The organism is Microvirga soli (assembly GCF_016734765.1).
GTDB lineage: Bacteria > Pseudomonadota > Alphaproteobacteria > Rhizobiales > Beijerinckiaceae > Microvirga > Microvirga soli.
The window spans coordinates 70,718-90,728 of the sequence record NZ_JAERQE010000018.1 but is presented as its reverse complement, the minus strand read 5'-3'; the positions used below and the strand labels follow the sequence as shown (position 1 = coordinate 90,728).

Below are 20,011 nucleotides of genomic sequence, written 5' to 3'. Positions count from 1 at the left end.
GCCGCTCTCCCGAGAAGGACTTAGGAGTCTTACGCGCTCTTGCGGCGCAGGCGCACGATCACCTCGACGCCCGCCACTTCCATGCCCTCGGGCGGCTGAGGCAGGTCGGCGACGCTGATTCCCGAGGCCGGCATATCCACGATCTCGCCCTCTTCCTCCAGGAAGAAGTGGTGGTGCTCGGTGGGGTTGGTGTCGAAATAGGCCTTGGCGCCATCCACCGCGAGCTGACGCAGGAGGCCGGCTTCCGTAAACTGGTGCAGGGTGTTGTAGACGGTGGCCAGGGACACCGGCACGCGGGCGCGGGTTGCCTCGTCGAACAGCATCTCGGCCGTGAGGTGCCGGTCGCCCTTGCCGAACAGAAGCCAGCCCAGGGACACGCGCTGCCGGGTCGGGCGCAGGCCCACGCGGCGCAGCTTGTCCCGCAGCTCGGATACGGGACAGCCCCTCCGGCTCACTGGAGCGGTCGTGGATGCGATGTAGGCAGACAAAGGATCGGTCATATCACGGAACTGAATGGACGAATGCGGGCTTCTACCATCACGATAATAAGAAAGCGAGAGGGTTGCCGCAAGGCACACCCCAAGGCCCCAAGGGGCGGCTTTTGGAGCGACAGGGATCTTGCAGAGTTCTCAAGGATCGAAAAATCCCGGCCGGGGTCCCTTTGATGGACGGCCAAGCCTGTGCTACCAGAGCCGCACCGAGGCCCCGAGGCTTTCTTGAGGCCCTTTTTGAGACGCTAGGGAAAGGATCGGCACCCGGCATGGCCCGCCAGTCCAGCTTTAATTATGAAGAGCTCCTTGCCTGCGGGCGCGGAGAATTGTTCGGTCCCGGCAATGCGCAGTTGCCGCTCCCGCCCATGCTGATGTTCGACCGCATCACCTCCATCGGCGAGGATGGCGGCGCCTATGGCAAGGGCCATGTGGTGGCGGAACTCGACGTGCGGCCGGACCTCTGGTTCTTCCCCTGCCACTTCAAGGGCGATCCGGTGATGCCGGGCTGCCTCGGCCTCGACGCCCTCTGGCAGATGACCGGCTTCTTCCTCGGCTGGGGCGGCTCCCCGGGCCGCGGCCGGGCGCTCGGCGTCGGCGAGGTGAAGTTCTCCGATCAGGTGCTGCCCACCGTCAAGAAGGTGGTCTACGGGGTCGATCTCAAGCGCGTGTTCCGCTCCAAGCTGGTGCTCGGCATCGCCGACGGCTGGCTCGAGGCCGACGGGCGCCGGATCTATGAGGCCAAGGACATGCGCGTCGGGCTGTTCCAGGCCGAAACGCCCGCCGGCGGGTAGTTCCGATCCAAACTGTTGACAAAGCGCAATCTTTTTTAAAGAACCGGCCCTGTCGTTCCACGACAGGGCCTTCGTTCTTGGGATCACGCTTTATCCCATTCGCATGGCTCACTGTTGAGAATGCGCGTCGTCGGCCTTACGTGTTGAAGCGTTAAGACCGGCCGTGAAGGTCCTTTGAAGAGGTAGGCTATGAGGCGCGTCGTCGTCACCGGAATGGGCATCGTGTCGTCCATCGGCAACAACACGCAGGAGGTGCTGGCCTCCCTGCGCGAAGCGAAATCCGGCATCAGCAAGGCTGAGGATTTCGCGAAATACGGCTTCCGCTGCCAGGTGCAGGGCGCTCCGACCCTCAACCCGGAGGAGCTCGTCGATCGCCGCGCCATGCGATTCCACGCCAAAGGCACGGCCTGGAACCATGTGGCCATGGATCAGGCGATCCGGGATTCCGGCCTTGAGGAGAGCGAGATCTCCAACGAGCGCACGGGCATCATCATGGGTTCGGGCGGTCCGTCCACCCGCATCATCCTGGAAGCCGGCGACATCACCCGCGAGAAGGGCCCCAAGCGCATCGGTCCGTTCGCAGTGCCCAAGGCCATGTCCTCAACGGCATCCGCGACGCTCGCCACCTGGTTCAAGATCAAGGGCGTGAACTATTCCATCTCGTCGGCCTGCGCGACCTCGAACCATTGCGTCGGCAATGCCTACGAGATGATCCAGTACGGCAAGCAGGACGTGATGTTCGCCGGCGGCTGCGAGGACCTGGACTGGAGCATGTCCAACCTCTTCGACGCCATGGGGGCCATGTCCACCAAGTACAACGACACCCCGTCGCGCGCCTCGCGCGCCTATGACGTCAACCGCGATGGCTTCGTCATCGCCGGCGGCGCTGGCGTACTGGTTCTGGAGGAGCTGGAGCACGCCAAGGCCCGCGGGGCCAAGATCTACGGCGAGATCGTCGGCTACGGCATGACTTCGGACGGGTACGACATGGTGGCGCCGTCCGGTGAGGGCGCGATCCGCTGCATGCGCATGGCCCTGAAGGACGTGCACAACCCGGTCGACTACATCAACCCGCACGCCACCTCGACCCCCGTGGGCGACCAGAAAGAGATCGAGGCGATCCGCACGGTCTTCGGCTCGGGCGACAAGTGCCCGCCGATTTCTGCCACGAAATCGCTCACCGGCCACTCGCTCGGCGCCACCGGCGTCCAGGAGGCGATTTATTCTCTGCTGATGATGCAGAACGGCTTCATCTGCGAGAGCGCTCATATCGACGAGATCGATCCGGAATTCGCCGACATGAACATCGTGCGCAAGCGCGTCGACGACGCCAGGATCGACACGGTCCTGTCGAACTCCTTCGGCTTCGGCGGCACCAATGCCACACTCGTCTTCAGCCGTCACAACGGGTAAGACTGAGTCATCAACCTGAGACAGGTCCGTGCGATGCCCCGGTGATTCCAAGGGGGACATCGCATGGACATGCTCATCGACACCATAATTCCGGCTCGCGATGCACACTTTCATAACAATTGGCGTCGCACCCTGGAGCCGATGCAGAGGGGGACCCACGTGAGCGGTCTGATGCAAGGAAAGCGCGGCCTCATCATGGGCGTCGCGAACGATCACTCCATTGCCTGGGGCATCGCCAAGGCCGTGGCCCAGCAAGGGGCGGAGCTCGCCTTCACCTATCAGGGCGAGGCGCTCGGCAAGCGCGTGACGCCCCTGGCGCAGTCGCTCGGCTCCAACCTGGTTATCCCCTGCGACGTGGAGGATCTCGCCTCCGTGGACGCGGTGTTCGACACCCTCGACAAGGCCTGGGACGGCCTCGACTTCGTGGTCCACGCCATCGGCTTTTCCGACAAGTCGCAGCTCAAGGGCCCTTATGTGGACGTCACCACCCGCGAGAACTTCTCGCGCACCATGGTGATCTCCTGCTTCTCCTTCACGGAGATCGCCCAGCGCGCCGCCAAGCGCATGCGCCAGGGCGGATCGATCCTGACGCTGACCTATGGCGGCTCGACCCGAGTCATGCCGAACTACAACGTCATGGGCGTGGCCAAGGCGGCGCTCGAGGCTTCCGTGCGCTACATCGCCAACGATCTCGGCCCCGCCGGCATCCGCTGCAACGCCATCTCGGCTGGCCCCGTACGGACGCTCGCAGGCGCGGGCATTGCTGACGCGCGCCTCATGTTCACCTACCAGAAGGCCCATTCGCCCCTGCGCCAGAACATCACCATCGAGGATGTGGGCGGCGCTGCCCTCTATATGCTCTCCGACCTTTCCAGGGGTGTGACCGGCGAGATCCACTACGTGGATTCCGGCTACAACATCATCTCCATGCCGCGTCCCGAGGTGCTGAAAGCGCAGGACGCCGCCGGCGTGACGGGCGAAGAAGGCTAAAGCCGGACTTTCCCGCCGCTACTGATCGATCCCTGAAGATGTTGGGGCCGGCCGTTGCAAGACGGCCGGCCTTTTCGCATGCGATCCGGCCGCCATCTGAAATTCTGCAGATGTCCTTAACGAAGCCGCTTCTGCCCTGCGTTCCCTCTGCAGGCGAGCATCACAAGCCTTCGGAATGCCGTAAGGGAAAGCCCGAACGTCAACTTAATTAACCCTTGCAACGGCAAGATGTCTTTTGCCGGATGGACAGATGGAGCTATGTCGGCCAAGATTTTTGTCTTCATCTTGTAGTATTATCAAGTTCGTTCAATGCATCGCAACCGGTCCAGCTCTCCCTTTGAAGGAGGTAGTCTTTATCGAGAGACGGTATTCGATGATGCCTGCAATGTTTTCTACGAAAAAGAGAGTTTATACCGTTACGCCATTGAGCTGAGCCACCAGATCCCCTGGGTTTCGGATATGGAGGGCAATATCCTCTATATCGGGCCTGGCTGGGCGGAGATGATCGGCTATCCCCTCGAAGACCTTCTGGGGTATGGCTGGCTGCAATTCGTGCATCCGGACGACGCCGCCCGCCTGAAGCAGGCCCGGCGCGAGACCCTGACATCCGGTGCGTCCTACGAATGCGAGTACCGGATCAAGACAGCCGACGGCAGCTACCGGTGGTTCCGCTCCAGCGCGGGAGCGCGCCGGAACGAGGCCGGGGCGGTCATTCTCTGGTACGGCACCACCCAGGACATCCAAGACCGCAAGCTTGCCGAACTGACCCACCAGGGGCAGACGCGGGTCCTGGAGATGATCGCTGCCGGACGACCGCTCGCCGAGGTGCTGACAGCTCTCTGCCGTCTAGCCGAAGACCAGATTGCCGGGGCTCGCTGCTCGATCCTTCTCTTCGATCCTGAGCGCGGGCTGCTCAGGCAAGGAGCTGCCCCCAACCTTCCCCCGGCCTACAACGCGGCCATCGACCCCTTGCCCATCGGGCCGTCGGTCGGGTCCTGCGGCACGGCCGCCTATACCCGCAGCAGCGTCATCGTGTCGGATATCGCCAGCGATCCGCTCTGGGCTCCCTGGCGCGATCTCGCCCTGAAGCACAGCCTGCGGGCGTGCTGGTCGAAGCCGATTCTGTCGCGTTCCGGCGATGTGCTCGGCACCTTCGGCTTCTATTATGACGAGCCGCGTTCTCCGAATGAAGGAGAGATGGCGAGCATCGACGCCGTATCGCATCTGGCGGCCCTGGCCATCGAACGGCAACGGAGCGAGGCGGCCCTGCGCGAGAGCGAGGAGCACTACCGCTATTCGGTCGAGCTGAACCCGCAGATCCCCTGGACGGCTGACGCTGAAGGCCATGTCCTCAGCACCTCCACGCGCTGGAACGAGCTGATGGGAATCCCCCATGAAGATACAGTCGGCTTGGGCTGGGCCACGGTGCTGCACCCCGACGATCGGTCGAACGTGAAGCAGAAATGGATCGAAGCTGTTCGTACGCAGGAACCCCTGGACGTGGAATGCCGCGGGAGCCTTGCGGATGGAAGCTACCGCTGGTTCCGGAGCAGAGCGATCCCGCGTTTTGCCGAGGACGGCACGGTGATCCGCTGGTACGGGACCGTCGAGGACATCCACGACCGCAAGCTCGCCGAGGAGCAGCTGCACCGGGCGGCCTATCATGACGACCTCACCGGGCTTGCCAACCGGAGGTTCTTCCGCGAGCGCCTCAAGCAGGTTCTGGATGAGGCGCCAGCCAAGTCCCATGCCGTCGGCCTCCTGGTCATGGATCTCGACCACCTGAAGCAGATCAACGACCGGTTCGGCCACGATGCCGGCGACGATCTCCTGAAGGAGTTCGCCCAGCGTCTGCGCGAGACAGTGAAGGCCAATGCGGTCGTGGCCCGCTTAGGCGGCGACGAGTTCGCCGTGATCCTGCCCGACGTCGCCGGCGAAGAGGAGGTTTCCGAGACCGCCCGGGCGATCCTGTCGCGGATGCAGGAGCCGCTGAGGCGCAGCGGCAAGGCGCTGGACTGCCGCACCAGCATCGGCGGCGCAGTCGCGCTCGGGGCAGGAACCAGTCCCGAGGATCTCCAGAAGCAGGCCGATCTGGCGCTCTATTACAGCAAGACCTCGGGGCGCGGCGCGTTCAAGATGTTCGTTCCGGCCCTGCGCCAGGAGGCGCAGAGGACGGCCTCGGCTCTGGAAGTAGCGGCGAAAGCCCTGGAATCCCGCTGGATCATGCCGTTCTACCAGCCCAAGGTGGTGCTGGCCTCAGGCGCCATCGGCGGCTTCGAGGCCCTCCTGCGCTGGCAGCATCCGCGCGGCGGCATCCAGTCGCCGGAAAAGATCGCCCCGGCCTTCAACGATACCGAACTCGGCACCGCTATCGGCGAGCGCATGCGCGCCTGCGTATTGTCCGACATGCGCCGCTGGCTCGATGCCGGATTGTCCATCGGGCGCATCGCCGTCAACGCGTCGGCGGCCGAGTTCCGGCGCGGCGATTACGCCGAGCGCGTGCTTGAGGAGCTGCGGCAGGCGGGCGTGCCGGCGTACTGCCTCGAGGTAGAGGTGACCGAGAGCGTGTTTCTCGGATCCAGCACCCAGCTGGTGGAACAGGCTCTGCGGACCTTGAGCGTCGAAGGCGTCACCATCGCGCTCGACGATTTCGGCACGGGCTATGCCTCCCTGTCCCATCTCAAGCGCTTCCCGGTGAACACGCTCAAGATCGACAGAACCTTCGTGAGCGGCCTGGAATCCGATGCCGGGGATACGGCCATCGTGAAGGCCGTCGTGAGCCTCGGGCACAATCTCGGGATCGAAATCGTCGCCGAGGGCGTCGAGACGGCCTTCCAGGCCTCCCTCCTGCAGCGCATGAGCTGCGACCTCGTCCAGGGTTACCATTTCGGACGCCCGATGCCGGCGGGCGACGTGCCGTCCTTCATCGCATCGTGGCAGGGCATGTGATCCCTGCTCATTCAGGCACCTCATCGTAGGACAGGGCCCAGCCCGATCCGGTGAAGCAGCATCGTCCAGGCGGGGCGCTCTCCCGCCAGACGAGGCTGCGCACGAATTCCATGCCGCCGCGCTCGAAGGCGGCCTGCAGCGCCTGCCTGTCTTCGCCCGGCTGCGACAGGCGCCCTTCTGCACAGACGAAGGACACGTGACCCAGCCATTGCACGGCAAGGCCGGTGCTTTTCCGTGTCACGCACAATCCCGCGCCATGAAGCGAATGCGTCCCTCCCCGTGAGCTCGGCTTCGGCCGTGGAATGCCAAGCGGGAAGATCAGCCGGCCGCTCTGTTTGAGGCGTTCGATCCAGGCCTCGGCCGGCCGCTCGACGGCGAAATTCACATAAACCGCATCCACGTCCTCGCGCGGCCATTCGGCACCGTCGCCCTGAACGACGGTGACATTGGAAAGATCGGCCAGATTGCCCCGGGCGCGCTCGGCCAGAACAGGGTCGAACTCGACGGCGAGCACATGGCCGTTTGCGCCGACGAGATGCGCCATGAGCGCCGTGTAGTAGCCCGTGCCCGCGCCGATATGGGCCACGCGCTCGCCTTCGCACAGCGACAGGGCGTGAAGGCAGTGGGCATGAAGGGACGGACTGCCGTTGTTGACGCCCTGTCCGGACGCGAGAGCGAAGAGCGCATCCTGATAGATCACAACCGGATCGTGCGATGCGACGGCCTCGTATCTGGCCCCGCGCGACATCAGCCACGGCGGCGCGCCCAGGAAGCGCTCGCGCTGAACGGCCGCGAAGGCTTCCTCCAACCTTGGGTCATTCGCGATGCCCGAGAGCGTGAGAATCTGCTTGGCATAGGCGCGCCGGATTAGGGCCAGTTCGTCCTGGCTGAAAACGGAACTCATCGGGCTTTTCCTCACCTCTTGGCCCGATTGTCCGCAGGAACGGCGAGAAGTGCAACTGAATAGCCGAGCTTCGTACCGGGTCTGGCTTTTCACAGGCTCGCGAGATCGCAAACCTTGGCCTTGCCATCGCCACGATCGGGCGTCAGGACGGGCTTCCCTTCAGCCGAGTCACTTCGTCATGATCCTGTCCCGCCGCACCCTTCTGGCCGGCCTTGCCGCCTCCAGCGCCAGCATCCCCGCCTTCGCGCAATCGGCCCCGGAGCCGCAGCTCGTTCCCATCGAGCTGGTGGAGGACACGCTGGCCCTGCCGTCCGCCGTGCGGCTCGGTCACAAGCACGGCGACGTGATCATGGTGGAGTATTTCGACTACAACTGCCCCTGGTGCAAACGCTCGGCCGGGGACCTGCCGGCGCTCCTGAAGGCGGAGCCGGACCTCACCTACGTGCTGGTGAATTTCGCCGTGCTCGGCATCCCGTCGGTGACGGCCCACAAGGCGGCGCTCGCCTATCTCCAGCTCCACGGCCCCGAGCGCTATCTCGACCTGCATCTCGCCCTCTTCCGCCTGCGCGGCGCGGTGGATGGGGGGCGGGCGCTCGCGGAAGCCGAGCGCCACGGCGGCAATCGCCAACGCCTGGAGGAAGCGGCCAATGGCGAGCGCACTACACAATGGATGAAAGACACCCTCAAGCTCGGTGAGTCGCTCGGCTTCGTCGCCACCCCGTCCTTCCTGGTCGCGACGCAATCCTATGGGGGTGGCATGACGCTGGCCCAGAAGCGCGAGGCGATTGCGCAGGCAAGGGGGTAAACGCTCTCTTTCGATTGTCCCTTCACGTCATCACCGGCCTTGTGCCGGTGATCCACGTATTCAATCCAATTAGATTTCCTCTGTCCTCATCCTGAGGAGGATTGCGCCAGCAATCCGTCTCGAAGGAGCTTCCAGTGGTTTCTGGATCCTCCTTCGAGACGCAGCCTGCGGCTGCTCCTCAGGATGAGGTGTGGTGTTTCCTCAAACGTGGATGGCCGCGACTGATCTATGGATCAAGTCCGGGGATGGCCACTGCGGGAGGGTCTCATGCAGTCGCACCCGTAAGGGAAAGTTGCACGAGACGAAGCGATCCGGCTAAGTCCGAAACGCATGTCGCTCCTCCGCTCCTCCCTTCTGGTCGGCCTCGGCTCCATCGTGTCGCGCATCCTCGGCTTCGCGCGCGACGTGCTGTTCGCCCAGGCTCTGGGCGCCGGCCCGGTGGCGGATGCGTTTCTCGCGGCGTTGCGCCTGCCCAACCTCGTGCGCCGCGTTGTCGGTGAGGGCGGTCTCAATCCGGTGCTCGTACCGGCCCTGAGCCGCCTGGAGCCAGACGAGGCAGCGACAATGGCGGGCGATGCGCTCAGCGTCTTCGCCCTTGTGCTGCTGGCCCTCACCGGCCTCATTGAGATCGGCGCGGGCCTCATCGCCCTTCTCCTCGCACCGGGCCTGCACGATGACGGCGAGACATTGGCGCTGGTCGCGCTCTATACCCGCCTGTCCTTTCCCATCGTGATCTGCGTGACGCTGGCCTCCATCGGGGCTGCCGTTCTCAACGGGCGCGGGCGCTTCACCGCAACGGCCCTTGCGCCGCTCGCAGTCAATGGCGGGCTGATCCTGGCGCTCGTGGTGATCGAGAGCGGGTTCGATCTTCCGCTCGCCCAAAAGGCCGCATGGCTTGCCGCCGCCTCATCCCTCGCCGGCCTGATCCAGCTCGCCATCATGGCAGCCGCGCTCCTGCAGGGCGGCTCGCACCTCGTGCGTTTTCGCCGACCGCGCTGGTCGCCTGTGCTGAAAAGCCTGCTGCTGGCCGGGCTGCCCGTGCTGGCAGCGAGCGGCGCGGTGCAGATCTACTTTCTCGCCGCCACCCAGATCGCCTCGTTCTGGCCCTCAGGTGTTTCCTGGCTCTACTACGCCGAGCGTGTGATGCAGCTGCCGCTCGGGCTGATGGCGGGCTTGAGCGCGAGCCTGCTCCTGCCTGAGTTGGCCCGGCGGTATCAGGCTGGCGAGCACCAAACCCTCGTGGATGCGCAGAAAAGGGCCCTGGAAGTGGCGTTGCTGCTCGCCCTGCCGGCCAGCGCCGCCCTGTTCATCCTGGCCCGCCCCATCAGCACGGTTCTCTTCGAGCGCGGTGCCTTCGGATCCGCCGACACGGAGGGCACCGCCCTGGTGCTCATGGCCCTGAGCCTGGGGCTTCCCTTCGCCACATTGGCGAAGGTTCTGAGCCAGACTCTCTTCGCCCTGGGTTCCTTGAGAACAGCGCTCGCCACCGCCTTTGCGGGTCTCGTAGTGACCGTGATCGCCTCCCTCCTGCTCGTGGGGCCGTTCGGCCCGGCCGGGATTGCGCTCGGGGTCAGCCTCGGCTGCCTTGCACACACGGGCGCGGTGATCCTGGGGCTGTCCCGAATCGGCCTCTGGTCGCCGGATGCGCAGGGCCTGGGACGCCTTGTGCGGATAGGTGCCGCAACCCTGGTCATGAGCCTGGGGCTCCTGGGCGCCAGACATGCGCTTCCCGAGGCGGAGCCCCTCGTGCTGGCGGCCTTCTGCCTCGGCGGCCTCATTCTTTATGCGCTTGCCGCCCTCGCGACCGGCGCCGTGACCCGCGACGATTGGGCCTCCCTCACGAAAAAATCGTCAGAACCCTTGCGTCCCGACGCGGGCCTGTCATAACCCGCGCCGCAGAGAAGCACGTTCCGGGAAGGCAGGTCTTTCGCCTTCCGTCAGGACGATGCATTGAAAAAGAGTTTGGGGCAGCGCGCGGGTTATCTGGCTCGCCTATGTGTCCCTCGGGAGTTCAAGGCGATGGCGCAGTTCAAGGAGCTGGTGTTCTCGGGCGTTCAGCCTACGGGAAACCTTCATCTCGGGAATTATCTCGGGGCCATCAAGCGCTTCGTGGCCATGCAGGAGACGCACGACTGCATCTACTGCGTCGTGGACATGCATGCGATCACGGTGCCGCAGAACCCCGGTGATCTCACGCGCCAGATCCGGGAGGTGACCGCCGCGTTCCTCGCAGCCGGCATCGACCCCAAGCGCCACATCGTCTTCAACCAGTCCCAGGTGCCGCAGCACGCTGAGCTCGCCTGGGTGTTCAACTGCGTCGCCCGTCTCGGCTGGCTCAACCGCATGACCCAGTTCAAGGACAAGGCCGGCAAGGACCGGGAGAACGCCTCTGTGGGCCTCTACGCCTATCCGAGCCTGATGGCGGCCGACATCCTGGTCTACCGCGCCACGCATGTGCCGGTGGGCGAGGACCAGAAGCAGCATCTGGAGCTCACCCGCGACATCGCCCAGAAGTTCAACAACGACTGGGCCGAGTCGATCGCGGCCCACGGCTTCGGCGAGGCCTTCTTCCCGTTGACCGAGCCCATGATCCAGGGCCCGGCTACCCGGGTCATGTCGCTCCGCGACGGCTCGAAGAAGATGTCGAAGTCGGACCCGTCCGATTATTCGCGCATCAACCTCACGGACGACGCCGACACCATCGCCCAGAAGGTTCGCAAGGCGAAAACCGATCCCGAGCCCCTGCCCTCCGAGGTCGAGGGCCTGAAGGCCCGGCCCGAGGCCGAGAACCTCGTGGCGATCTATGCGGCCCTCATGGACACCACCCCGGAAGAGGTGCTGCGCCAGCATGGCGGCGCGCAGTTCTCCGGCTTCAAGGCGGCACTGGTGGATGTCGCCGTGACGAAGCTCTCGCCGGTTGCCGACGAAATGCGCCGCCTCATGGGCGATCCCGGCCATATCGACGCGGTGCTGTCGGACGGCTCCGCGCGGGCGCGGGCGTTGGCCTCCGTCACCATGGACTCGGTCAAGGACATCGTGGGTTTCGTACGGTCGCGCTGACCTCGGGCGCTGCTTAAAAGAGCGGCATGCGACCCGCTTGCCCTTGCCCCAAAGGCAGGGCAGCATCCCGGGTCATCAGGAGAGCGTTCCGTGAGCGACAAGCGTCGATCTTACGAATCGGGCCACAGGCCGAAATTCATGGTGGTGGTCGACAAGACCCCGGAATGCGCCCGGGCGGTGCATTTCGCCTCCCGCCGCGCGGCCCGCACGGGCGCCAGCATGGTGATGCTCGCGGTCGTCGACCCGCCCGATAATTTCGAGTGGATCGGCGTGGGCGAGGCCATGATCGAGGAGGCGAGCGAGGAAGCCCAGAAGCTTCTCGATACGGCTGCTCGCGAGGCACGCAACGCGGCGGGCGTCGAGCCCGAGCAGATCATCCGCGTCGGCACGCGGGCGGACGAGATCATGAAGCTGATCCAGGAGGACGAAGACATCTCGTTCCTGGTGCTCGGCGCCGGCAGCAGCAAGGAAGGCCCCGGCCCCCTGGTCTCGACTCTGGGCGGGCGCGCCGCCGCCTCCTTTCCGGTCCCCATCGTGATCGTGCCGGGTGGCCTGTCGGACGAGGAAATCGACGCGCTCGCGGGATAAAGGTCTCCGTCATCCCGAACGGCGCAAGCCGATCCGGGATCGTTCTCCGAATGAGGCGCTATGTCCGTCCAGCGTTCCCGGGTTCTGCTGCGCAGCCCCGGGATGACGTTTGAGCATCGCTTCTCCCCTTGGAATCCGCCCCGATTCGATCCACATTGGGAGAGGAACCTGTTAGAACAATTCTAAATCCACCACTCGGCCGGCCTTGAACCGGCGCAGAGGACACGCGACGATGTTTATTCAGACCGAAGCCACCCCCAATCCCGCCACCTTGAAGTTCCTGCCCGGCCGCGTGGTCATGCCAGAAGGCACCTTTGAGGCTAAGAATCCCGAGCAGGGTGAAGTCTCCCCGCTGGCCGAGCGCCTCTTTGCCGTGCCAGGCGTCACCGGCGTGTTCTTCGGCTACGACTTCGTCACCGTGACGAAAGCCGATGGCGAGTGGCAGCACCTGAAGCCGGCGATTCTCGGCGCGATCATGGAGCATTTCATGACCGGCGCGCCCCTCTTCGCCAACGGCTACGGCGTCAGCCAAGAGGACGGCGAGGAGTTCTTCGACGACGCGGACGCCGCCACCGTCGAGACCATCAAGGAGCTGCTCGAGACCCGCATCCGCCCGGCGGTGGCCGGGGACGGCGGCGACATCACCTTCCGGGGCTTCAAGGATGGCACGGTCTATCTCGTCATGAAGGGCGCCTGCTCCGGCTGCCCATCCTCGACCGCAACGCTCCGCCACGGCATCCAGAACCTGCTGCGCCACTTCCTGCCGGACGTGCGCGAGGTGCAGGCGGTCTAAAGGGCTGCTCCGGACAAGCCTGAGAGTACAAAGATCGAGCGCGGCTCTTCTGGGCCGCGCTTTTTGTTTGATCCGGGCCTTGGCTGTCCGCCTGAGGCTGGGCGGGCTCAAATTTCCAAGGAAACGACAAATCGGGTTCCCTCTCCTCGGCTTCATGCTCTAAAGAAACGTCACGACCTGACGGAGACAGATGTTGCGCGTCCTTGCCATCGATACCGCCCTCGGCGCCTGCTCAGCCTGCATCGTCGAGGCCGGAGAGACCGTGCCGCTGGCCGCCGACACCATCCCCATGGAGCGCGGCCACGCGGAGGCCCTGATGCCGCTTCTCGACCGGCTCTCCGCCCAGGTGGACGGCGGCTTCGAGAGTCTCGACCGGGTCGCCGTGACGGTCGGGCCCGGCAGCTATACGGGCCTCAGGGTCGGCATCAGCGCCGCCCGCGGCATCGGCCTGGCGGCCGGCATCCCCGTCGTGGGGGTTGCGACGCTCTCGGCCTTCCTGGCCCCGCTCATGGTGGGCGACAGGCGCGGGCTCTTCACCGCCGCCATCGATGCCAAGCACGGACACCTCTACATCCAGGCCGTCGCGCCGGGCGGGCGCGCCATCATCCCACCGGGGCTGATGACCTATCGCGAGGCGATCCGGCTTCTCGGCTCGGGACCGATCGTCGTGGCCGGATCGGCCGCCCCCATGCTGGCGGCAGAGGCCCGGATCCAAGGGGTCGAGGCGCAGGTCAGCGACATGTCGGCCTTCCCCGATATCGCCTGGGTGGCGCGCCTCGGGGCGCTCGCCGACCCGGCCCAGGCCCTGCCGAAGCCGCTCTACCTGCGCGAGCCTGACGCCAAGCCGCAGGACGGGGCGCGGATCGCACGGCAATAGGAACTCTCCCAGCATAAGCCGCGCGATGAGCATTATCGACCGCTTCCTCCATCCGCCTGCGCCCCATGTGGAGCCCGTCGGCACCGCCGCCGCCGCCCGGCTCGCGGCGATCCACGCCTCGGCCTTCCCACGGCCGTGGGGCACCCTCGACTTCGAGCGCATGCTCGGGGAGCGCGGCATCGTGGCGGACGGGCTCTTCCTCGGACGGGCCAAGAAACCGTCCGGCTTCGTGCTGTCGCGGATCGTGCTCGACGAAGCGGAGATCATCACGGTGGCGATCGCCCCCGAGGCGCGTGGAAAGGGCCATGCCCGCATCCTTCTCACCCCCCATCTCGACGCCCTGTCCCGCCGGGGTGTCGCCCGCGTGCACCTGGAGGTCGAGGAGGGCAATGGGCCGGCCATCGCCCTCTATCGCCGGGCAGGGTTTCGCGAGACCAGACGGCGGGCGGGCTACTACCACAAGGCCGACGGAACGAAGGCTTCGGCCCTGACCATGGCGCTCGACCTATAGCCCCTTCCGCTCACCTCGCTTATAAGCCTCCTCAGGGAGTCGCTTAACCTTGGCCACACGCAACAGCACATCCGCCAGAACGCGCCGGTCGGACGCCATCGAGCGCGCCTGCCGCGACAAGGGCCTGCGCATGACGGGTCAGCGCAAGATCATCGCGCAGGTGCTCGATTCGGCCGAGGATCATCCTGACGTGGTGGAGCTGCATCGCCGCGCCGCTGAAGTCGACGACCGCATTTCGCTCTCCACCGTGTATCGCACGGTGAAGCTGTTCGAGACGGAAGGCATTCTGGAGCGGCTCGATTTTCGCGACGGGCGCTCGCGCTACGAGCAGGCGGCCCGCGAGCACCACGACCACCTGATCAATCTCGAAACCGGCGACGTGATCGAGTTCCGCTCCGAGGAAATCGAGGCGCTGCAGAACGAGATCGCCCGGCGGCTCGGCTACAAGGTGGTCTATCACCGGCTCGAACTCTATGCAGTGCCGCTGGACAAGGACGACGCGTGACGAAAATCGCCGTCGTCTTCCGGCTTCTGCTGCTCGGCCTGTGCAGCCTCGTGCTCGTGCCGCTGCAGATGCTTGCCCTGCGCCTCGGCTGGTCGGCCATTCTGCATGTGCTGCCGGCGTGGTTTCACCGGGCGTTTCTTAAAATCTTCAACGTGCGCGTGATCGAGCGCGGCACGCCGCCGGGCCGGGCGGCCACCATCGTGGTGTCGAACCACGTCTCCTGGCTCGACATTCCGGTGATCGGATCCCTGCACCCGCTTTCGTTCATCGCGAAATCCGAGATCGAGGGCTGGCCGGTGGTGGGCTTCATGGCGACGCTCCAGCGCTCCGTCTTCATCGACCGGCAGCGCCGCAAGGCGACGGCGGAGGTCAACGATGCGCTGGCCCACCGGCTGGTGAAGGGCGAGGTGGTCGTGCTGTTTGCCGAAGGCACCACGAGCGACGGCAACCGGCTCCTGCCCTTCCGCTCCTCGCTGGTCGGCGCGGCCCAGACGGCTCTCATGCATGACAGCGTCGAGCGCGTGCTCATGCAGCCGCTCGCCATCACCTACACCCATCGCCACGGCCTGCCCGTCACCCGGCGCGACCGCCCGTTCATCGCCTGGTACGGCGACATGGATCTCGCGTCCCATCTCAGGATGTTCATCCAGGGCATCCCGCTCGACGTGGTGGTGACCTGGGGCGAGCCGATGCCGTTCAACGGCAACCGCAAGCAGGCCACCGCCTTCGCCGAAGCCGAGGTGCGGCGGGCGCTGAGGGCGGCTTAAGAACCTTCCGAAACTAGGACGATTGGATAGCATCGCGCTTTGTTGTAACAATAACATCGGAGTAACGCGGAGTAGCCAATGCGCTTTCTAGGATTGGTCTATGCCCTTCTCCTGGGAAGTCCCTTGTTGGCTCTAGAGAGTCCCTTATCGGCTCCGGTCTCATGCGAACGCGAAGCGGATTGCTTGGCTCAATTGAACGGCCTCGCCATTCGTGAAGGCGATGTTCTGATCCTGAAGCTGGAATCTGGAAAAACCAAAAGCTACCGGGACGACCGCGAAGCCTGTGAAAAAGGCGTGGCGGCCGATTGCGTGAAATATGAGTTGCGCGGCTATAGGCAGGATCAGAAAACGTATGTTGTAGGATACTCTCTGTATGAGGGAGGGGGTGCAAACATTATCAGCGCCCAATCAGGACACACTGTGTTTCTGAGCAGCCTTCCCGAGTTTTCACCGAACAGTCGATCCTTCGTGTCTGCCGACAGCGACCCCCATTTTGAACGCGCATACGAGATCGCAATTTGGTCCTTTACTTCCGATAGTCCCAAACAGGAATTTCTTTACAGCACCCCAAAGGGTCACCCTGAGGAATCTTGGGAGGTTCTAGGTTGGGACGGCAATGACCGCATCAACCTCAAAGTCGGAATCTTAAACGAAACTGATTCAACCCAGGAACTCGAAACGAGCGTCATTCGTACTGAGCAGGGCTGGAAGTTGAATTGGCCTCTATCCAACTTGAAGTAGACATCATCCCCTAGTCGACCATCAATCCCGATCTACATCGGCCTCCGCCGCCTGCGCCTGCGCCTCGTCCAGCAGCCAGGCGCGAAAGGCTGCCAGCGCAGGCCGGTCCGCCGTCGCCTCGGGGCAGACGATGTAATACTGGTAGGCACCCTTCACCTGATGCGGGAAAGGCCGGACGAGGCGGCCCGCCTTCAGGTAATCGCCGATGAGCACATTGGTGGCGAGCGCCACGCCCTGCCCCGAAGCGGCGGCCTGCAGGCAGAGATAGGTGTGGGTGAAGCGGGGGCTGCGCGAGGTATCGATCCCCGAGACACCGACCTCTGCCAGCCACCGGTCCCAGGTGGTGTAGTCCGGGACGCCGTCGACGGCCTCGTAGATCAGGGTGTGACGCAGCAGATCAGCAGGCTCGCGCAGAGGCCGGTCCGGGTTGTTGAGCAGGCCGGCGCTGCACACGGCGAAGAAGAACTCCTCCATCAGCAGGTCCGTGCACAGGCCAGGATAGTTGCCGCGCCCGAAGCGGATCGCCACGTCTACGTCCTCGCGATCGAAATCGGTGAGGTGACCCGACACCGAGACGCGGACATCCAGCTCCGGGTGACGCTCCCGAAAGGCGCCGAGCCGCGGGATGAGCCAGTTCGAGGCAAGGCTCGGCATGGCGCTGACGGTGATGACGTTGGAAGCCTCCGGACGCAGGGCCCGTGCCGTTGCCTCGTCGAGCCGGTTAAGCGCCTCCGTGACGGACACCGCATAGCGCTCGCCCAAGGGCGTCAGCACCACGCCCCGGCTTGGCTGGCGCAGGAAGAGCGGCCGCCCGATCCAGGCTTCCAGCGCTTTCACCTGCTGGCCCACGGCGCTTGCCGTCACGGCGATCTCGTCGCCGGCCTTCTCGAAACTGAGGTGACGGGCTGCGGCCTCGAAGGCGCGTAGAGCATTGAGGGGCGGGAGACGGCGACGGGACATGGGGACCTATGAGGTGCTCTGCCCAAGTTCTGCTTGGGCAAGACGCAAGAACTTCTCGTTTGCTTGCAACCTACCACGGGAGCACATTCATCTCCAGAGAAATGCCATTGAAGGAGAACCGTCATGGCGACCGGATATGCCACAGCAAATCTTGGGTTTCATACCACTCACCGCAACCATGGGAGCACGCTCATGAACCTGCTTTTGCGCTATGAGGCCTGGCTTGACCGCCGCAGGACCTTGAAGACCCTTTACGCGCTCGACGACCATGCATTGCATGATATCGGGTTGTCGCGGGCCGACGTGGAGGGCTTGAATGAGGCCTCCTGGCAGGATCACCTCCCGCCGTCGATCAGCCGCTAACCTTCTGAAAGCCTCCGATGAAGCTCTATTCCGGCCCCGTCAGCCTCTTCTCGCGCAAGGTCGAGATTGCCCTTTACGAGAAGGGGCTCGCCTTCGAGCGCATCGGCGTCGCCTTCAGCCAGACGAAGGGCTATGCCCCCAAGCACCCGGACGTGCTGGCCATCAATCCCAAGGGACAGGTCCCGGTTTTCGTCGACGAGGATCTGTCCCTCTACGATTCGACCGTGATCATCGAGTATCTGGAAGACGCTTACCCTGAGTCGGCGCTCTACCCTGGCGATTCGCGCGAGCGCGCCCGCTGCCGCCTGCTCGACGTCTTCGCCGATGAGATCATGCTGGCGCCTTTGCGCTTCCTCATGCACCGGACCGAGCCGAAGCCGGACGATCTGGAGCGCTGGGAGGCCAAGGAGCTGAAGGCCCGCGAGGCCGAGCCTGCGTTGGCTGGCCATTTCGCCACCCTCGACCGGCAGCTCCAGGGCCGGGATTATCTCTGCGGCACATTTTCGGCGGCGGACATCGCCGTGTTCATGACGGTGTTCTGGACGCGGCGCCTGGGTGGGCCCTCCTTGAGAGGCCATGAGAGCCTAGCCGGTTGGTACGATCGGCTCAGCGCGCGCCCGGCCTTCGCGAAGGTCGTTTCGGAAATCCTCGCAGCAGACGCGGAATTGTCGGCGCCGGTTGAGGGCGCGTTCCGGGATTGACCAGTCTCGTCATCCCGGACGGCGCAGCCGATCCGGGATCGCTCAAACCAGTCCAGCACCGTCAGTCCGAGGCCGCGCAGCGGAGCCCGACCCGAAGGGCCGCGCCGCAGGCGTGGAAATCCATAAACACAAGTCTATTCGTGTAAGGCGATTCGAACATCGCATCGCCCTATCCTGCACTGTCGGCGGGTATGGATTCCCGCCTTCGCGGGAATGACAATGTCGAGGCTCCGGCATCTTATTCTGCTCGCGATCCCGGATCTTCGCTTATGCTTCGTCCGGGATGATGCCATACGAATAGATCCTTGAGCCAAACGGCCGCTATTCTCTTGCGTGATGAAAAGGCTTAAAAGGGCGCTCGATTTTTAATCCGACAGGCCGACCTCGTGAAAAAAGTCTTCGTCAAATCCTATGGCTGCCAGATGAACGTCTATGACGCCGAGCGCATGGCCGACATGCTGACGTCCGAGGGCTATAGCGAAACCAAGGCCATGGAGGAGGCGGATCTCGTCATCCTCAACACCTGCCACATCCGCGAGAAGGCCGCCGAGAAGGTCTATTCCGAGCTCGGCCGCGTGCGCGAGCTCAAGGAAGAGCGCGAGGCGGCAGGCTACGAGACGAAGGTCGTGGTCGCCGGCTGCGTCGCCCAGGCTGAAGGCAAGGAGATCCTGCGCCGTGCGCCCGCCGTCGACGTGGTGGTGGGCCCCCAAAATTATCACAACCTGCCGAGCCTCTTGAAGAAGCCGCGCACCGAGCGCGTGGTCGACACGGAATTCCCTATCGAGGACAAGTTCGACCACCTGCCCAAGCCGTCGAAAGCGGCGATCCGCAATCGGGGCGTGTCGGCGTTTCTCACCATCCAGGAAGGCTGCGACAAGTTCTGCACCTTCTGCGTGGTGCCCTATACCCGCGGCGCCGAGGTCTCGCGTCCTGTGGCCAAGATCCTGGACGAGGCCCTGCGCCTCGCCGATGCGGGCGTGCGCGAGCTGACGCTCATCGGCCAGAACGTGAACGCCTATCACGGCGAGGGGCCTGACGGCTCCGTCTGGTCCCTCGGCCGGTTGCTGCATCGCCTGGCTGAGATCCCCGGCATCGCACGGCTTCGCTACATGACGAGTCACCCGCGCGATATGGACGACGAGCTGATCGCCGCCCATCGCGATCTGCCTGACGTCATGCCCTACCTGCACCTGCCCGTGCAGTCCGGCTCCGACCGCATTCTCGACGCCATGAACCGCCGGCATACGGGCGACGAGTACCGCCGCCTGATCGAGCGCATCCGCACGGCCCAGCCCGATCTGGCGCTCTCGTCCGATTTCATCGTGGGCTTTCCCGGCGAGACGGATGCGGAGTTCGAAGACACCATGCGGCTCGTGGCCGATGTAGGCTTCGCCAGCTCGTTCTCGTTCAAATACAGCCCCCGCCCCGGCACGCCCGCGGCCGATATCGCAACTCAGGTCTCCGAGGCCGTGAAGGCCGAGCGTCTGGCACGGCTGCAAAATCTTCTCGAAATGCAGCGGCAGGCTTTCAACCACGGAACCGTCGGGCGGAGTCTCGACGTTCTCTTGGAGAAGCCGGGTCGTCACCCGGGCCAGATGGCCGGCAAGTCGCCCTACCTGCAGCCGGTGCAGTTCGAGAGCGACCGCCACGCGGTCGGCGAGATCGTGACGGTGCGGATCATGCGAGCAGGCTCGAACAGCCTGTTCGGGGAATGGATCGGACCGGGCAGTCAGGCTGCCGCCTAGTCTATTGCCTTATGAGGCCCCATATTCGTCCGTCGCCAAACCGGCAGCGGATCATCA

General features: G+C 64.6%; 20 protein-coding genes. 17 read left to right on the top strand and 3 right to left on the bottom strand.

Annotated elements, in window-relative coordinates:
* Window positions 1–29 precede the first annotated feature (29 nt).
* On the bottom strand, window positions 30–500 hold the full coding sequence (irrA, locus tag JKL45_RS16380) for an iron response transcriptional regulator IrrA (RefSeq protein ID WP_246498578.1): 471 nt from the start codon (window positions 498–500) through the stop codon (window positions 30–32).
* A 260-nt stretch (window positions 501–760) separates the two neighbouring features.
* On the opposite strand from irrA, the gene fabA reads away from it, so the two are divergent.
* From fabA to JKL45_RS16360, 4 genes are all read left to right on the top strand, one after another.
* Entirely contained in the window at window positions 761–1,282 is a 522-nt protein-coding gene (gene fabA / locus JKL45_RS16375) for a 3-hydroxyacyl-[acyl-carrier-protein] dehydratase FabA (RefSeq protein WP_190845321.1), read from the top strand.
* 189 nt (window positions 1,283–1,471) lie between these two features.
* Window positions 1,472–2,695, top strand: a complete 1,224-nt coding sequence (fabB, locus tag JKL45_RS16370) for a beta-ketoacyl-ACP synthase I (RefSeq protein WP_201862648.1) — start codon at window positions 1,472–1,474, stop codon at window positions 2,693–2,695.
* A gap of 159 nt (window positions 2,696–2,854) precedes the next feature.
* Entirely contained in the window at window positions 2,855–3,685 is an 831-nt protein-coding gene (gene fabI, locus JKL45_RS16365) for an enoyl-ACP reductase FabI (protein WP_312896973.1), read from the top strand.
* A gap of 309 nt (window positions 3,686–3,994) precedes the next feature.
* Complete coding sequence (locus JKL45_RS16360; protein ID WP_201862647.1) at window positions 3,995–6,634, top strand: GGDEF domain-containing phosphodiesterase; 2,640 nt, start codon at window positions 3,995–3,997, stop codon at window positions 6,632–6,634.
* A gap of 7 nt (window positions 6,635–6,641) precedes the next feature.
* On the opposite strand, the gene JKL45_RS16355 is transcribed toward JKL45_RS16360, so the two are convergent.
* On the bottom strand, window positions 6,642–7,538 hold the full coding sequence (locus tag JKL45_RS16355) for a protein-L-isoaspartate O-methyltransferase family protein (protein ID WP_201862646.1): 897 nt from the start codon (window positions 7,536–7,538) through the stop codon (window positions 6,642–6,644).
* A gap of 178 nt (window positions 7,539–7,716) precedes the next feature.
* Here JKL45_RS16355 and JKL45_RS16350 point away from each other — a divergent pair, with 178 nt between their 5' ends.
* From JKL45_RS16350 to JKL45_RS16305, 10 genes are all read left to right on the top strand, one after another.
* A complete protein-coding gene (locus JKL45_RS16350) occupies window positions 7,717–8,343 on the top strand; it encodes a DsbA family protein (protein WP_201862645.1) in 627 nt (208 codons plus the stop codon).
* 330 nt (window positions 8,344–8,673) lie between these two features.
* Entirely contained in the window at window positions 8,674–10,230 is a 1,557-nt protein-coding gene (gene murJ / locus JKL45_RS16345; RefSeq protein WP_201862644.1) for a murein biosynthesis integral membrane protein MurJ, read from the top strand.
* Window positions 10,231–10,362: 132 nt separating this feature from the next.
* Window positions 10,363–11,403 (top strand): tryptophan--tRNA ligase, encoded by a 1,041-nt coding sequence (gene trpS, locus JKL45_RS16340; RefSeq protein ID WP_201862643.1) that lies wholly within the window; start codon window positions 10,363–10,365, stop codon window positions 11,401–11,403.
* Between the two features lie 90 nt (window positions 11,404–11,493).
* On the top strand, window positions 11,494–11,991 hold the full coding sequence (locus JKL45_RS16335; protein WP_196263899.1) for a universal stress protein: 498 nt from the start codon (window positions 11,494–11,496) through the stop codon (window positions 11,989–11,991).
* 232 nt (window positions 11,992–12,223) lie between these two features.
* Window positions 12,224–12,784: a NifU family protein gene (locus JKL45_RS16330; protein ID WP_190845328.1), complete on the top strand. Its 561-nt coding sequence runs from the start codon at window positions 12,224–12,226 to the stop codon at window positions 12,782–12,784.
* Between the two features lie 193 nt (window positions 12,785–12,977).
* Entirely contained in the window at window positions 12,978–13,661 is a 684-nt protein-coding gene (tsaB, locus tag JKL45_RS16325; protein WP_201862662.1) for a tRNA (adenosine(37)-N6)-threonylcarbamoyltransferase complex dimerization subunit type 1 TsaB, read from the top strand.
* 25 nt (window positions 13,662–13,686) lie between these two features.
* Window positions 13,687–14,172 (top strand): GNAT family N-acetyltransferase, encoded by a 486-nt coding sequence (locus tag JKL45_RS16320; protein WP_201862642.1) that lies wholly within the window; start codon window positions 13,687–13,689, stop codon window positions 14,170–14,172.
* Window positions 14,173–14,302: 130 nt separating this feature from the next.
* Window positions 14,303–14,677, top strand: coding sequence for a Fur family transcriptional regulator (locus JKL45_RS16315; protein WP_201862661.1), 375 nt, complete (start codon window positions 14,303–14,305; stop codon window positions 14,675–14,677).
* The gene (locus JKL45_RS16310) at window positions 14,674–15,444 is read left to right on the top strand and encodes a lysophospholipid acyltransferase family protein (RefSeq protein WP_201862641.1); all 771 of its coding nucleotides are present in this window, start codon (window positions 14,674–14,676) and stop codon (window positions 15,442–15,444) included. The genes JKL45_RS16315 and JKL45_RS16310 overlap by 4 nt, the downstream gene beginning before the upstream one ends.
* A gap of 183 nt (window positions 15,445–15,627) precedes the next feature.
* Window positions 15,628–16,185, top strand: coding sequence for a hypothetical protein (locus JKL45_RS16305; RefSeq protein WP_201862640.1), 558 nt, complete (start codon window positions 15,628–15,630; stop codon window positions 16,183–16,185).
* A gap of 21 nt (window positions 16,186–16,206) precedes the next feature.
* On the opposite strand, the gene gcvA is transcribed toward JKL45_RS16305, so the two are convergent.
* Window positions 16,207–17,145, bottom strand: coding sequence for a transcriptional regulator GcvA (gene gcvA / locus JKL45_RS16300; RefSeq protein ID WP_201862639.1), 939 nt, complete (start codon window positions 17,143–17,145; stop codon window positions 16,207–16,209).
* 192 nt (window positions 17,146–17,337) lie between these two features.
* On the opposite strand from gcvA, the gene JKL45_RS16295 reads away from it, so the two are divergent.
* From JKL45_RS16295 to miaB, 3 genes are all read left to right on the top strand, one after another.
* On the top strand, window positions 17,338–17,508 hold the full coding sequence (locus JKL45_RS16295) for a DUF1127 domain-containing protein (RefSeq protein ID WP_201862638.1): 171 nt from the start codon (window positions 17,338–17,340) through the stop codon (window positions 17,506–17,508).
* A 17-nt stretch (window positions 17,509–17,525) separates the two neighbouring features.
* Window positions 17,526–18,209, top strand: coding sequence for a glutathione S-transferase family protein (locus JKL45_RS16290; protein WP_201862637.1), 684 nt, complete (start codon window positions 17,526–17,528; stop codon window positions 18,207–18,209).
* 386 nt (window positions 18,210–18,595) lie between these two features.
* A complete protein-coding gene (miaB, locus tag JKL45_RS16285) occupies window positions 18,596–19,954 on the top strand; it encodes a tRNA (N6-isopentenyl adenosine(37)-C2)-methylthiotransferase MiaB (protein ID WP_201862636.1) in 1,359 nt (452 codons plus the stop codon).
* Window positions 19,955–20,011 lie beyond the last annotated feature (57 nt).